Raw genomic sequence first — 14,661 nt, 5'->3', positions numbered from 1 at the left:
ATATGGGTTTTTAACAAAAAGCACTAAATGGAGGGATCGGTCATCGATGAATTGATCTTTAGTGTCTCTTTTGTTGGAATAGGTATCTATTTGGTGTGGGTGCTGATTTTAATTTTATTTGGGCAAGATCAAGAGCTGAAACAAACTCAGCTAAAAGAGCCCATTTGGCAACTGATCATCTTGGTCCCGGCGCTAAACGAAGCGCCAGTCATCAGGCAGACGATCACCAATTTTGTGGAACAGACCGCAAATTTACCACAAGTTAAGATGGTGATCATTGATGATGCCTCAAGTGATCAGACGGCTCAAGTCGTTAATGAAACGTTGCAACAGTTGGCATGTGGGAGCAAAGTCCAGCTATTGCGACGATATTTGCCAGAAGCGCAACAAGGTAAAGGAGAGGCGCTCAATTGGGCGTATCAACAACTCGTTGAGCCACTAGCCCCGAGTTTGCGTAAGCAGGTGATCTGTGGTGTTTTAGACGCTGACGCTTATATGGACGAAGCTGCTTATCTGCGGGTCATGGAACATTTTGCACTTGTTCCAGAATTATCGCTGTTACAAACACGTGTAGCTATGTTTAAGGAGCAAAATTGGCTACAAAAACTACAAGATATCGAGTTTGTCATCATCAATAATTGGATCCAAAACATTCGGAATCGGTTAGGTAATGCGGCAGCTTCGGGGAACGGCCAATTTATCCGAGTCAGTGCAGTAAGTGGGTATCATCCATGGGGCAATGCCTTGCTAGAAGACTTTGAGTTTAGTACGCGCTTTTTACTGCAAGCTAAAGCGACCCATTACGCTTCTGAGATCGTGGTCTATCAAGAAGCGCTCGCTCAAGTTCGTCCTTTTATCCGCCAGCGTGCTCGTTGGACGCAGGGAGGATTAGATTGCTTAGTGGGATATTGGCCTAAGATCTTGTTAAGTAAAGCTTTAGGAACTAAGGCAAAAATGGAGATGACGTTTTACCTGTTGATACCATTTATCTCGCTAGTAACGGGGCTAGCGAATCTGCTAGTCTTGGCCTTTGTCAGCTGGTTTATTTTGCTATATTGGCCGATCGTAGTGAGCTTATTATTTATCAATAGTTGTTTTAATTTCTATATTCTAAGTGTTTATGAACACAAGACACAGCGCTTAGGAATTATCAAGAAGCTTTTCTTTATGGTCATCATGTTGGGGTATAATTACCTTTTTTATTTTGCGATCATTTTAGCTTTTTATAAGAAAGTTCGGCGCCAGACTAAGTGGGTCAAAACGACGCATGTTGGTATGGGCGAAAAAGCTTAATGTTTCATTATATTTAAGTAAAAAAATGGAAATAACATTTTTTTAAAAAAGTACAAAAATAATGGATTATGACTTGTTTTTATGCGCGATTTTAGATAATATAAGGATGAAAACGTTAACAAACGTTTTTTAGTACGTGCTAGGTTATATTATTTAGGTCAGACGAATTTTTTACACAGGGAGGAATATAGATGCTCAAAGACAACAGCAAAGAAACAGTAACAACTGCTTGGAACGGTTTTAAGGGCGGGGACTGGCAAGACGAGATCGATGTACGTGATTTCATCAACCGTAACTACACACCTTATGATGGTGATCAATCATTCCTTGAAGAAGCAACAGAAGCGACCACAAAATTAAACGACATGTTAGTTGACATCAAGTTGAAAGAACGTGCTGCTGGCGGTGTTTTAGATGCTGACACCAAAGTTGTTTCTACGATCACTTCACATAAACCAGGCTATTTAGATAAAGACTTAGAAAAGATCGTTGGTTTGCAAACAGATAAGCCAATGAAAAAAGCTTTGATGCCTTATGGTGGTATTCGGATGGCTAAAGTTGCTTTGGCTGCTTACGGGATGGAACTTGATCCGGAAACAGAACGGATCTTCACCGACTTGCATAAGACACACAACCAAGGCGTTTTTGATGCATACAATGACGAAATTAAGCGTGCACGCCACAACAAGATCGTGACAGGGTTACCTGACTCATACGGTCGTGGTCGGATCATCGCTGACTTCCCTCGTGTTGCTCTTTACGGGATCGATCGCTTGATCGCAGCTAAGAAAGATGACTTAGCTAACTATGGCGACGGTCAAATGACAGATGAAGTTATTCGCTTACGTGAAGAAGTTTCTGAACAAATTCGCGCTTTACAAGACATGAAGAAAATGGCTGCTTCTTACGGCTATGACATTTCTTATCCTGCTACAAATGCTCGTGAAGCTATCCAATGGTTGTACTTTGGCTATTTAGCTTCTATCAAGCAACAAAATGGGGCTGCAATGTCTATTGGCCGGATCGACTCATTTATCGATATCTATATCAAACGTGATATGGATAATGGTTTATTGACCGAAAAAGAAGCCCAAGAATTGATCGATCAATTTACAATGAAACTCCGGATGGTGACATTCATTCGGACCCCAGAATACAACTCCTTGTTCTCTGGTAACCCAATTTGGGCAACGTTATCGATCGCTGGGATGGGTATGGATGGCCGTCATCACGTTACAAAGACAGCTTTCCGTTTCTTGCACACCTTGCATAACATGGGTGCTGCACCAGAACCAAACATCACCTTATTATGGTCAGAACGCTTGCCAGAAGGCTTCAAGAACTATGCAGCTAGTGTATCGATCGCAAGTTCAACGATCCAATACGAAAACGATGAATTGATGATGGAAACATGGGGAACAGACTACTACGGCATTGCTTGCTGTGTGTCTGCTCAACCGATCGCTGATGGTGTTCAATTCTTCGGGGCTCGTGCTAACTTGGCTAAGACCGTTCTTTATGCGATCAACGGTGGGGTCGATGAATTGACCAAGATGCAATGTGGTCCAGCTTATGCACCGATCACTTCAGAATACATTGATTATGATGAATTCTTGAAGAAATTCGATGATATGTTGGAATGGGTCGCTGATGTTTACGTAAATGCTTTGAATGTGATCCATTACATGCATGATAAGTATTACTATGAATCAGCGCAACTTGCTTTGAAGGATACTCGCTTAGATCGTACATTTGCGACAGGTATCTCTGGTTTAGCAGTTGCTGCCGACTCCATTTCAGCTATCAAGTACGGTAAAGTTAAAGTTATCCGTGATGAAAACGGTGTGGCAGTTGACTTCAAGACTGAAAAAGACTTCCCACGTTATGGTAACAACGATGATCGCGCTGACGAGATCGCTGCATGGTTGGTAAGACAACTTTACACCAAGATGAACAAACATCACCTCTACCGTGATGCTAAGTTATCAACATCTGTTTTGACGATCACCTCTAATGTTGTTTACGGTAAGAATACTGGGACAACACCTAATGGCCGTCAAGCAGGCGAACCATTCTCACCAGGTGCTAATCCAGCTTACGGTGCTGAAACACACGGGGCATTGGCATCCTTACTTTCCGTAGCTAAATTACCATATCGCTACGCAACAGACGGGATCTCCAATACTTTTGCTGTAACACCATCAACACTTGGTCACGATGAAAAATTAGAAGAAAAGACCTTGGTAAACATGATCAGTGGTTACATGAAGAATGAAGGTCACCACTTAAATATCAACGTCTTCAACCGTGATACTTTACTTGATGCTCAAAAACATCCAGAAGAATATCCAACGTTGACTGTGCGTGTTTCTGGTTACTGTGTATACTTCGCTGATCTGACCAAGGAACAACAAGATGACGTTATTTCAAGAACATTCCATACTTCAATGTAGTTAAGAGCACAACAGTCAATTAGTAAAGGCGGCGTAATAATGAAAGCTAATCCATATATCAATCCAGTTCCAACTAAAGACGGTCAGGTTTTAGGCTACGTGCATTCCCTTGAAACTTTTGGCGCAGTCGATGGACCAGGGATCAGGTTTGTGGCTTTCATGCAGGGATGCAATATGCGTTGTAAGTTTTGCCACAATCCAGATACTTGGAAGAAAAATGTTGGGACGCAAATGACCGCCAGTGAACTTTTAGAAAAAGCTTTACCATACCGAGCATTTTGGGGCGAAGATGGTGGGATCACCCTCTCAGGGGGCGAGATCTTATTGCAACCAGAATTTGCTTTGGAAGTATTCAAGAAATGTAAAGAACAGGGTGTAAGCACCTGTTTGGACACATGTGGGGCGCCATTTACGCGTCGTGAACCATGGTTTAGCTTGTTCAATGAGTTACTGGAATATACCGACATTTTATTGGTGGACATCAAGCATATCAACTCCGATGAGCATAAACGCTTGACCGGTTACCCAAACGAGAACATCCTTGATTTGTGTGAGTATCTATCTGAGCTCGGTAAACCAGTTTGGATCAGACACGTTTTGGTCCCGGGGATCACCGATAATGATAAGTATTTAAAGGAGCTCGGCGAATATATCAAGACGTTGAAAAATGTCGAAAAAGTCGAAGTCTTGCCTTATCACACTATGGGAGTTCGCAAGTATAAGGAAATGGGGATCAAGTATCGCTTGGAAGGTGTTGAACCGCCAACGGCTGATCGGATCGAAAATGCTGAAAAACTCCTTTGCGTAGCTGACTATAAAGGCTATTTAACTTGGAAGCCAGGGATAAATACAAAAGAGCAAGGGCTTTAAGTCATTGCTAGTGAGCAGAGATCCGTTATGGTCTCTGCTTTTTTGCTAGCTAAATAAGTTAAATAAATGACCACTTATGCATACTTGGACTAACGTATGATAAAATAATGTATACTAAATAATGTATACTAAGGAAAAGAATTGTAAAAAGAGGTGTTTGAAATGTCACATTCAGGACTTAAATTATCTGCGCTGACCAAGGTAGGACTTGTCTTTTTAGTCGTTGCTCTCTCAGTGGCTGGTGTCTATCTTACTACGCAAAGTGTAGCAACGCCCCTCCCAGCTGAGGTGCCAGTTGAAGGAAAAGCCTTTCTCAATGCAGTTACGATCATTGGGGCAGCAATTGGATCTTTAGTCAGTTTTCTAGTAATATGGGGCATCGGGCGCTTAGTGATCTTAGCTAGCGACCAAGGCGATAAAGAGGCATTATTTTTAACACTGGTGATCGTTAGTTGTATTCTTAGTGTCATTTCTGCTAGTTATGTAGTGCTTACAGAATCAGTATTTGGGTCAACTTACGTGAACAATGTCTTACAGATCTTGCTCTTTGGTGTTATCTACTATCAGTTGAGTAAACAAGATAAGCGTGGGACGTTATATCTGACTGGGACTTATGCCGTTTTAGATGTGATCGCTATTGTGTTAGTAATGCTCATAAAATAAAAAACGATCCCGATTTTTGATCGTGATCAGTTAGATCTATGTAAAGCTATCAGTGTAGACTGGTAGCTTTTTTAGTTGGGGGCATAGAATGGCTAAAATGACGACGGATCAGTCACTGGCTAAGCGAGCACCACTACGATCTTATGGACGGCTTTTAAACTAAAAAATTAGCGATATGCGCAAGGAAATCATTGTCTGGTGTAATAATATATTGACCTGTTTTAGTGAGCGCACAGACGATTTTACGTGCCAGGATCAACGGTGGTTGATAGGGGATGATAGGTGACTTCCCAAATGCTACATACAATGTGGGAATAGTCGTTTTAGCAACACCATGTAGTACTATCCCCTAAAGCAAAAACAGTAATTATTTTTGACTATCCATGCAAACTTCCACCTCAATAACTATAAATAAAAACTTATGTATATCAAAAGCTAAATTGATGATAACATATAGAAGAATGTAAATGATCGTGAAAGCAAGTTGGATAAGGGTTTATAACGGACTATAAGAAAAAACGTATTATTGTTGTCGTTAAAGCTTTTAATGAATATTTGCGAGTGAAAATGAATAAAAAAGAAGTCCAAAATTTTTTTATGGAGAAGTTTGCTTGTTCTAGCACGGATAGTCATGATAGTTAAAAAAATTGAACAATATTAATGCTTTATTTTTTTGTGATGGCGCGCTAGAATATAAAAGTAACGAAAATAAATGAACACGTGTTTGCTAGTTGATGGTAAATGTTCACAGCAGATCAAAGGTGAGATGTGGGCCTGTTGTGAGTGTTCGATGTACGGTAAAAGAAGCGGGTCGCTTCGGATCTTGAAGAAAGGAAGACTATATCCCTTTGATGGTCAATGTTTACATGATATAGTGCGGGACTGGTATGATGATCTCATCTAAGACGTCAACTGAAGAGTTGATCAGGACAGTTATGAACGAAAGAGCTTGCAGTTATGAAGAAGCGATCAAGTTATTATTGAACTTGGCGCAAGGTGCGGTCGATAGTGGTTCTTTAACGAACAAAAAATGATATTCAAAAAAGCACGCTTTGAATCTCAAGGCGTGCTTTTTTGATATTTAGCTTTGCCACGGAAAGTCTAAGCTCAATGAGGCTTGGAGTTTCTTTTGCTCGGCTATTTTTTGACGCCGACAAGCTTTGCGTTTTTGAAAGTCAGCGCAGAGGCGTTTTTCTTCTGGTGTTTCAGCACTCAGTTCGGGTAAAGTGACCTTTTTATCTAGAACAACAAAGGTCAAAAAGGCAGTCATCCCTAAGAAACGTTCACCGGTATCGAGATGCTCGCCGATGACCTTGACGAAAACTTCGAGCGATCGTTTACCATGTCCAGTCACGTAGCTTTCGATGCATAGTGAATCATTTAGCACAAAAGGCTCGATAAAGTTGGCTTGGTCAAGGGCAGCTGTGACGCATTGTGAGCGGGCAAAACGACTAGCAGAGATCGAGGCGGTTCCGTCGAGTAGAGCCAATAGTGCACCACCGTAGACAGTTTCATGTTCGTTGAGATCGCTAGCTAGGACGCGATGACTGGTTACGGCAAGTGTTTGCCGACATGAGATCGTTTCAGACATGTAGACACCTTCTTTTTTAGCTTTATTGTAACATAGGTGTTTGAGAGCTAGTGCAAAAAGCATGTGATCTTCTCATTATCTGTACGAAGTTACACGCTTAAATTAGTTTCTAGCTTTAGCTAAGCGGAGTTTAAAGTATTTATCTAATTCAGTCACAGCTAACACGCTAAAACCGCAGACGATCGTCAAGATCCATTCACCTAACTGCATGCCAGTCGTGCTAAAGGCATCTTGCATGAATGGTAAGTAGGTCAAGCCCATCTGCAACAAGATCATGAGTAAGATGATCGAGAATGCCTTTTTATTTGTAAATGAAGCACTGGAGAAGGCCGATTCTTCGGTGCGGATGTTGAACAAGTAGAAGATCTTGCTAAAGACGATGATGTTGACCATCGCCGTGCTTGCCAGCGCTACTGAGGCACCCGTAGCGATCAGCAGCTCATAAGCACCTGATCCGACTAAGGCGATCAACAACGAAACGTAGCCTAACTGAAACATTTCACGCCCTGAGATCAAGCGACTATTGCTCTTACGTGGTGGACGTTTCATCAAGTCACTTGCACCTGGTTCAAAGATGAACGCAAATTGGATCGTGATCGCAGAGACTAAATTGATCCAAAGTAGTTGGGTCGCTTGTAAAGGCATCTCTTGGTTGAAGAGGATCGTCAAGAAGATGATCAACCCTTCAGCAAATGAGGTCGGCAATAAGAAGAGGATACTCTTTTTGATATTGTCGTAGATCCGGCGCCCTTCTTTGATCGCAGTAGCTAAAGTTGCAAAGTTATCATCAGTTAAGATCATATCTGAAGCTTCTTTAGCAGCATCAGTTCCTTTGATACCCATGGAAACACCAATGTCGGCTTTTTTCAGCGCGGGGGCATCATTGACACCGTCACCAGTCATCGCCGTAACTTTGCCACTTTGTTGTAAAGCTTCGATGATCTCGAGCTTGTTTTCCGGCGTTGTACGGGCAAAGATCTGATTTTTAACGGCTGCTTCACATTTTTGTTTAGCAGTTAGTTGATCCCACTCTACCCCAGTGATCGTGTGTAATTCACCAGCAGCTAAGCCTAATTGACGTCCGATCGCAGCAGCAGTCAATGGAGCGTCACCGGTGATCATCTTGACTTCGACTTTGGCTTTGTTCATCTCACGTAAAGCTGCGATAACTTCTGGGCGTGGTGGGTCGATGATCCCGGTCAATCCGAGGAAGGTAAAGCCAGTTTCGAGATGATCGTGTTCTAGGTTTGTAACTTGGTCAGCGTCTTTGATCACACCTAAAGCCACGACCCGTTTGCCTTGGTTAGCTAAATGATCGGCTTTTGCTTGCCAAAATGAACGTTCAAAGTTTGGATCTTGTTGTTGTGCAAAGTTGAACAACTTATCTGGTGCGCCTTTTAGATAGATCTTTTTAGAGCCATTTGAAAGCTGTACAAGGCTTGCCATGTAACGGTGAAACGAATCAAAAGGCAAGAGATCTAATTTTTCCAGTTGAGCACTTTCTTTATTTGGCATCAATTTGTGATAAGCGGTCAAAAAAGCCCCGTCAGTTGGTTCACCATTGATCGTCCAAGTATCATCAACTTGGGTCAAAGTCGTATCGTTGGCAAAATAACCAGCTAAGAGAAGTTCTTTTAGCTTAGCTTCACGTTCAGTAGTCGCTTCACCATTGATAAATAACGTCCCAGTTGGAGCATAACCACTACCACTGACTGAAAAATGACGTTCATCAAGATAAATATCTGTCACGGTCATTTCATTTTTAGTCAATGTCCCAGTCTTATCAGTTGCGATCACATCGACTGCACCTAATGTTTCGGCCGAAGGTAAGGATTTAACGATCGCATTTTTATTTTTAGCGAGGTCAGAAACACCTAAAGCTAAGATCACCGAAGTTGTAGCTGGCAGACCTTCAGGGACCGAACCAACGATCATCGTTACGATCGCTAAAGTCAAGACGGGTAGAGAATAGCTTTCAAAGATAAAACCTAAGATAAACAGTAAGACGGCTGCCCCTAAAACGCAAAGTGAAACAGTTTTACCTAAAGCGTTGATCTCTTTGACTAATGGGGTCGGACGTGTTTTGGCGCTAGCAACTGCAGTCGAGATCTTTCCTAATTCGGTTCTTTCACCGGTCGCTACGACCACACCTAAACCAGAGCCGTTGACGACTGTAGTGGAAGAAAAGGCCATGTTTGCTTGTTCAGCCAAGGGCAAGTCAGCTGTTTCTAAGACAGAAGCGTGTTTAGTTACTGCATCAGCTTCACCCGTCAAAGCGGACTCTTGGATCCTAAGGTCAGCGGTCTTTATCAAGCGTAGATCGGCTGGAACTTGGTCACCGGCTTCAAGAAAGACGACATCGCCACAAACTAATTTGGTCGCATCGACGTCTTGACGGATCCCATCACGGTAGACGGTAGCATTAGTTGCTAATAAGTCTTTGATCTTAGCTAAAGCATCAGCAGCATTGGCCTCTTGATAGTAACCGATCACAGCATTGGCGATGATCACGACACTGATCACGAGTGCATCGGTATAATGACCTAGAAAAAGCGTCAATAATGTCGCAAATAACAAGATATAGATGATCATGTTATTGAACTGGCGGATAAATAACAGCCAGTTTGGTGTTTTTTTAGCGATCAGGGCATTAGGTCCGTCGCTTGCTAGTCTTTTAGTTGCAGTTTTGGTTGAAAGGCCCTGTAAAGGGTCCTCTTGCTCATAATTTTGTAGTAATTCTTCTAAATTCTTCTGATAAGGTCTCACTTATTATATTTCCTTTCTGTAATTCATATCTAGCACTAATATTTGTTACCTAGTACTAACTACGATAGACAAAGAAAATTTTTTCTAAGCGTACAAAAATAGCGCGAGGCGGATAAGGGTCGTCCACTCGTGTTACCTACCTTTCTATTAGTTTAATAGTTCAAATGATTTAAGTATATTTTACTATGATAAGTGATGGGCTGGAACTGGTTACAAAGGGATTTAAAGTAAACTTAAAACAGCTTAGGTAAAGTTTAAGAGGAGTGACGCAAGGAGTAAAACGAAGTATTGATAAAAACGAAAAATATAATTGATATTGTGTTTAATATTCGTTTTGATTTCTAAAAACCCCCGTTAAATACAAAAAAGACCATAGAAGCTAGCTAGGAGTTCTATGGTCTATATTATATATAACACAGTCAAATAGACCTTTCATCGCCACCATTATGTTCTTTCACGATCTTATTTTACATTATTGGCGATCCGTTTATTTGAACTGTCGGGGTGGTTCTAAAAGGAGGATACAAGCCCTCAAGCGAAGTGCCCAAAACACTTGCTACGTCAATGTCAGACGCTAGTACGTGCGTAACATGCGAAGGCTCAACAGCCCCCTTTTCACCCTTAATTATACTAGATGTCATCCCAAAGTCAAGCGCTTTCATTTGGTGAGCGTCATTCTTTACCACTTCCGAATGTTTTGCTAGAATTAAGAGTAGTTTTAAATTATTTTTTGGTTAATATTATAATCTTTGGATAATTGTTCGGAGATGGTGTTGATCAATGTTTGCTATTTTTGTGGTTTGTTAAGTTTATTGTTTGCGATTGGTACGTATCTTTTGGGGGATTAAATTATATTTTTATTATTTTTAAAAATTAAACCATGTTAATAAAAATATTTACAAATCCCAAAGAAATAGATATACTAATTGAAGTTTTACAGTCATTTATAAATTGCTATTTATTTTATTGATAAAGAGAGGAGAAATAATCTTGTATTTAGCAATAAATGTTTTAGGTTTAGTTGTCTTTCTAGCGATCGGGGTCGTATTTTCTAAGGCCCGTAATGAGATCAACTGGCGTGGCGTTGGTACGATGGTCATCTTTAACTTGGTGATGGCTTGGTTTTTGACTAGCTTTTCAGGTGGGCGTGCGATCGTGCAAGGTGCAGCTGCTGGTTTTAACGAATTGATGAAGATCGCTTATATCGGGATCGAATTTGCTTTGCCAAGCATGGTCCAAGTCAAACAAATGGATTGGTTCGTGCAAGTATTGCTCCCGATCTTGATGGTCGTTCCATTATTTGACATCTTGACTTATATTGGGGTCTTGCCTTGGATCATCAAGTGGATCGGTCGTGGTTTATCATTTATCACAGGTCAACCTAAGTTTGAATCGTTCTTTGCGATCGAAATGATGTTTCTTGGTAATACAGAAGCTTTAGCGGTCTCATCTTTACAGCTCAAACAGATCAATGCTAAACGTAATTTGACATTAGCGATGATGTCGATGAGCTGTGTGACTGCATCGATCATTGGGGCATACACTCAAATGATGCCAGGTGAATACATCTTGACGGCGGTCCCTGTCAACGTTATCAATGCTTTGATCGTAGTAGCGATGTTAAATCCAGTCACTGTTCCAGCAGATGAGGATACGATCGCTACGATGAAGAGTTCAGCGATGGCAGAAAAAGAGATCGGTGATGTGGATGAAAATGGTAATGCTAAAAAAGAACCATTTTTCTCATTCTTGGGTGATTCCATCTTAGGTGCTGGTCGTTTGATCTTGATCATCGCCGCTAACGTGATCGCCTTTGTTGCTTTAGCAGCTTTGATCGATAAGTTGCTTGGCTTGATCAATCCTTGGTTATCATTGGAACACTTACTTGGGATCGTGATGTATCCATTTGCATGGTTGATGGGCTTACCACATGGCGAAGCTTTCCAATTTGCACAATATATGGGTACAAAATTAGTTACAAATGAATTTGTTGTTATGGGTCGTGTAACAAGTACGATCAATGACTTTGCGCCACACTACAAAGCAGTGTTGACGGTCTTTGTGACTTCCTTTGCTAACTTCTCAACGGTTGGTATGATCATCGGCTGTTTCAAAGGTATCGTCGATCGTGAAAAGAACGATCTTATCTCCAAAAACGTTGGCTACATGTTGCTTTCAGGGATCTTAGTTTCCCTCTTATCCGCAGCAATGGTCGGTTTATTCGTTTGGTAAAATAAATAGTAATAAAAATGGTCGCTTGATTTATTCAGGCGACCATTTTTTTATTTAAAGATCAAAAGTGCAAGTAAAGCTAGGATAGCTGGTGTCCCTTGAGCGAGTAAGATCTTAGGGTTCTTAGCGCTTGCCCAGCCATAGACCGCAGCGACGATAACGAAGATCACAAACATCATACTGCCCATATATTGAGTATTTTCCGGGAAAATAAAGCGACAGTTCAAAAGACCGATACCGATAAAGCCATTGTATAGTCCTTGGTTAGCCATTGCAACTCGCGCCTCGGGCATTTTGAGATACTCTTTTCTGAGGCCGAAAGTTCGATGTAATTTTTCTTCACTACCAAACATTTCCATCCCCATGATATAGAGAGCTTCTAAGGCAACGACTACGATCAAGGCGGTTGAGATAATTGACATGCAAAAAACTCCTTTAACTAAATTAATAGAAGTATTATATAATATTGTGTACAACAAATCTACAATTAAATGCAAAAGAATACTAAATGCCGTGGTTAGTAAACATTAAAGATGATATAATACATACAAGCTCTTATGTTTGAGCGCTCTAACAGATATCAGTTGCAGGTGTATGAAAAGGATGTGACAAAATGCAAGCCGATGTTTTGATCAGTCAGGATCTGTCCTGTGTGGGTCAGGTTTCCATGAGTGTAGCGCTACCCTTGCTGGCGGCTGCAAACTTGAGACCAGATGTTTTACCGACCGCACTCTTATCAACGCATACGGGAGGCTTTGGTGAAAATACCTACTTAGATCTTTCTTCTGAAATGTCACACATTCTCCAGCATTGGCAAAAATTACAGCTTAGGTTTTCAGCCGTCTATCTGGGATATTTGGGGGCTAGACCTTTAGATGTGATCTTGTCAGCTTTGTCAGTTCTCAAGACACCTGAAACGCTTTTATTAGTTGATCCAGTAATGGCTGACCATGGTAAACTTTACCGCGGTTTTGATATGGATTATGTAGCTCAGATGCGCAAACTAGTGCACCAAGCAACGATCGCAACACCAAATTTAACGGAAGCCCAACTGCTTTTAGATGAGGCTTTGACTACTTCTCCACTTGCGATCGCTGAAGCAACGCAACTACTTGTGCGTTTTGCAACTACATTCAAGTTAGAAACTGCGATCTTAACTGGGATAGACTGCGGTGACAAGATCGCCGTGATCGGTTATGAAATGGGCAAAACTTGGATCTTGACGCGTCCTAAATTGGCTGGGAACTATTTTGGGACGGGAGATCTGTTTGCCAGTGCTTTGCTGGCGGGGATCATGAAGGGTAAAGCGGTCAAGGCTGCTGCGGATCTCGCAATGGAATTTATTTTTCAAGCGATAAAGCTGACACCGACACCTAGAGATCAGCGTTTTGGCGTCGATTATGCGCGTGCATTACCATATTTGTTAGAAAAGTTATGATTTTTTGGAGGAAATACTATGTTGCGTGACCAGCAAAATACATTGCGAGCGGTCATTTTAACGGGCCTATTTGCTGCACTGATCTATATTGGCATTTGGACGTTACGGATCCCGATCCCTGCGATGGTCGGGCGGCCGTTTATCCATTTTGGTAATACATTGACAGTAACATCAATTCTTTTTTTGGGAAAACGCAATGGTATGTTGGCCGGTATCATTGGCTTGGGTGGATTTGATATCTTAAATGGATATATTGCCGTCTCATGGCTGACGATGCTTGAGGTCATAGTTGTAGCTTTGATAATTTCCGGACTTTTCAAGGCTATGGGATATGTTGACAGTCAGCGAAATATCATGATCTTAGCGATAGCTGCAGGATCGACTAAGATCGTGACTTCGTATCTAGCTTCGATCATTGAAGCGTTGATGGTCGGAACAAGCTTTAAAGCAGCTGCAGTGGCCGCCTTTTTCAGCTTACCTGCGACTGTCATCAATTCCATTTCAACGGCGATCTGCGTACCATTATTGTATTTCATGATCAAAAAGATCTACACCTTGGTGCACCAGCGCCGAGGCTCATTATAAACAACTGAACTTAGAAAATAAGATCTGCTTGGAACTGTCCAAACAGATCTTATTTTTATCCCCTAAAAATATTTTTAAAATTGTGCTTGTTTTAGCAAAGCTTCTTTGCTATAATATCTTTTGTTGGTAAATTGGGTGGTTAGCTCAGCTGGCAGAGCAACGGACTCTTAATCCGTGGGTCCAGGGTTCGATCCCCTGACCACCCATCACTTTCCCCGAGAGCATATCTCGGGGATTTTTTTATTTCTGATAATTTTGGAGTCTAAACTGCTTAGGAGTCATCCCCGTGAGGCGTTTGAAAGTTTTAGCAAAATGGGCATAGTCACTAAAACCTAATGCTTGCGGAAGCTTTTGAATATCACTGTCTGTACACAGTAACTGTTTTGCAACTGTGATCTTTTGCAAAATGATGTATTGGCGGATCGTCATCTGTAGTTCAATTTTGAAAAGGTATTTTAATTTAGCTTGACTGAGATCAAAATGGGCACAGAGTTCATCGATCCGCAACGGGGCATTTAGATTATTTTTGATATATTCACTGATCTGATCGATCAAAGGCGAGCGGATCTTTTCTTGGTGATCGGCGAGCTCTTGGGTGAAAAGTAAGAGGGCTGTGGTACAGGTCTCGATCAGTTGGGCAGTAGTGGTGCAGAGTTCGATCTCGGTAATAAAAACATTTTGTAAGTGCTTTGATTCGGAGGGTGGAAGTTGGTTCGCAATAGCTAGATGGGTGACCTTTTCTAATAAAACTATCAAATAGTCCTTTTGGG

Annotated in this window: 12 protein-coding genes and 1 tRNA gene; 9 read left to right on the top strand and 4 right to left on the bottom strand. The window is 41.4% G+C overall.

The annotated features are described in order from the left end of the window. Window positions 1-27 precede the first annotated feature (27 nt). The 5 genes from Q9Q35_RS06930 to Q9Q35_RS06910 all read left to right on the top strand — a co-directional run bounded on the left by Q9Q35_RS06930 (window position 28) and on the right by Q9Q35_RS06910 (window position 6,313). Entirely contained in the window at window positions 28-1,293 is a 1,266-nt protein-coding gene (locus Q9Q35_RS06930) for a glycosyltransferase family 2 protein (RefSeq protein WP_304652725.1), read from the top strand. 191 nt (window positions 1,294-1,484) lie between these two features. Beyond that, a complete protein-coding gene (gene pflB, locus Q9Q35_RS06925; protein WP_076149682.1) occupies window positions 1,485-3,746 on the top strand; it encodes a formate C-acetyltransferase in 2,262 nt (753 codons plus the stop codon). A gap of 39 nt (window positions 3,747-3,785) precedes the next feature. Then, window positions 3,786-4,616 (top strand): pyruvate formate-lyase-activating protein, encoded by an 831-nt coding sequence (gene pflA / locus Q9Q35_RS06920; RefSeq protein ID WP_304652724.1) that lies wholly within the window; start codon window positions 3,786-3,788, stop codon window positions 4,614-4,616. A gap of 162 nt (window positions 4,617-4,778) precedes the next feature. Next, window positions 4,779-5,279: a hypothetical protein gene (locus Q9Q35_RS06915; RefSeq protein ID WP_304652723.1), complete on the top strand. Its 501-nt coding sequence runs from the start codon at window positions 4,779-4,781 to the stop codon at window positions 5,277-5,279. Between the two features lie 887 nt (window positions 5,280-6,166). Next, window positions 6,167-6,313 (top strand): hypothetical protein, encoded by a 147-nt coding sequence (locus tag Q9Q35_RS06910; RefSeq protein ID WP_010690143.1) that lies wholly within the window; start codon window positions 6,167-6,169, stop codon window positions 6,311-6,313. Between the two features lie 47 nt (window positions 6,314-6,360). Here Q9Q35_RS06910 and Q9Q35_RS06905 read toward each other — a convergent pair whose 3' ends face one another. Then, a complete protein-coding gene (locus tag Q9Q35_RS06905; protein ID WP_304652761.1) occupies window positions 6,361-6,870 on the bottom strand; it encodes an acyl-CoA thioesterase in 510 nt (169 codons plus the stop codon). A 102-nt stretch (window positions 6,871-6,972) separates the two neighbouring features. Then, complete coding sequence (locus Q9Q35_RS06900; protein WP_304652722.1) at window positions 6,973-9,636, bottom strand: HAD-IC family P-type ATPase; 2,664 nt, start codon at window positions 9,634-9,636, stop codon at window positions 6,973-6,975. A 990-nt stretch (window positions 9,637-10,626) separates the two neighbouring features. Between Q9Q35_RS06900 and Q9Q35_RS06895 the strand changes: the two genes are divergently transcribed. Beyond that, the gene (locus Q9Q35_RS06895; RefSeq protein WP_076149674.1) at window positions 10,627-11,868 is read left to right on the top strand and encodes a NupC/NupG family nucleoside CNT transporter; all 1,242 of its coding nucleotides are present in this window, start codon (window positions 10,627-10,629) and stop codon (window positions 11,866-11,868) included. A 50-nt stretch (window positions 11,869-11,918) separates the two neighbouring features. Here the strand turns inward: Q9Q35_RS06895 and Q9Q35_RS06890 are convergent, their stop codons facing one another. Next, window positions 11,919-12,290: a DUF1304 domain-containing protein gene (locus Q9Q35_RS06890; protein WP_304652721.1), complete on the bottom strand. Its 372-nt coding sequence runs from the start codon at window positions 12,288-12,290 to the stop codon at window positions 11,919-11,921. A 191-nt stretch (window positions 12,291-12,481) separates the two neighbouring features. On the opposite strand from Q9Q35_RS06890, the gene Q9Q35_RS06885 reads away from it, so the two are divergent. The 3 genes from Q9Q35_RS06885 (at window position 12,482) to Q9Q35_RS06875 (ending at window position 14,097) form a co-directional block, all read left to right on the top strand. Then, window positions 12,482-13,306 carry a pyridoxamine kinase gene (locus tag Q9Q35_RS06885; RefSeq protein WP_304652720.1) on the top strand — a complete coding sequence of 275 codons (825 nt, stop codon included), beginning with the start codon at window positions 12,482-12,484 and terminating at the stop codon, window positions 13,304-13,306. Between the two features lie 18 nt (window positions 13,307-13,324). Beyond that, window positions 13,325-13,891, top strand: coding sequence for an ECF transporter S component (locus Q9Q35_RS06880; RefSeq protein ID WP_304652719.1), 567 nt, complete (start codon window positions 13,325-13,327; stop codon window positions 13,889-13,891). A gap of 133 nt (window positions 13,892-14,024) precedes the next feature. After that, a tRNA-Lys gene (locus Q9Q35_RS06875) sits at window positions 14,025-14,097 on the top strand. A 34-nt stretch (window positions 14,098-14,131) separates the two neighbouring features. Here the strand turns inward: Q9Q35_RS06875 and Q9Q35_RS06870 are convergent. Beyond that, a partial coding sequence (locus tag Q9Q35_RS06870) for a helix-turn-helix domain-containing protein (protein ID WP_304652718.1) occupies window positions 14,132-14,661 on the bottom strand: 530 nt, incomplete at its 5' end.

The organism is uncultured Ligilactobacillus sp. (assembly GCF_948826705.1).
In the GTDB taxonomy this organism is placed as follows: Bacteria; Bacillota; Bacilli; order Lactobacillales; family Lactobacillaceae; genus Ligilactobacillus.
Note: the sequence above shows the minus strand (reverse complement) of the source record. Positions and strands in the feature narration are given on the sequence as shown.

Excerpts from the sequence above, each read along its gene's own strand:
- Q9Q35_RS06930 (WP_304652725.1), top strand. The coding sequence starts at position 28 with ATGGAGGGATCGGTCATCGATGAATTGATCTTTAGTGTCTCTTTTGTT.
- pflB (WP_076149682.1), top strand. The coding sequence starts at position 1,485 with ATGCTCAAAGACAACAGCAAAGAAACAGTAACAACTGCTTGGAACGGT.
- pflA (WP_304652724.1), top strand. The coding sequence starts at position 3,786 with ATGAAAGCTAATCCATATATCAATCCAGTTCCAACTAAAGACGGTCAG.
- Q9Q35_RS06915 (WP_304652723.1), top strand. The coding sequence starts at position 4,779 with ATGTCACATTCAGGACTTAAATTATCTGCGCTGACCAAGGTAGGACTT.
- Q9Q35_RS06910 (WP_010690143.1), top strand. The coding sequence starts at position 6,167 with ATGATGATCTCATCTAAGACGTCAACTGAAGAGTTGATCAGGACAGTT.
- Q9Q35_RS06905 (WP_304652761.1), bottom strand. The coding sequence starts at position 6,870 with ATGTCTGAAACGATCTCATGTCGGCAAACACTTGCCGTAACCAGTCAT.
- Q9Q35_RS06890 (WP_304652721.1), bottom strand. The coding sequence starts at position 12,290 with ATGTCAATTATCTCAACCGCCTTGATCGTAGTCGTTGCCTTAGAAGCT.
- Q9Q35_RS06885 (WP_304652720.1), top strand. The coding sequence starts at position 12,482 with ATGCAAGCCGATGTTTTGATCAGTCAGGATCTGTCCTGTGTGGGTCAG.
- Q9Q35_RS06880 (WP_304652719.1), top strand. The coding sequence starts at position 13,325 with ATGTTGCGTGACCAGCAAAATACATTGCGAGCGGTCATTTTAACGGGC.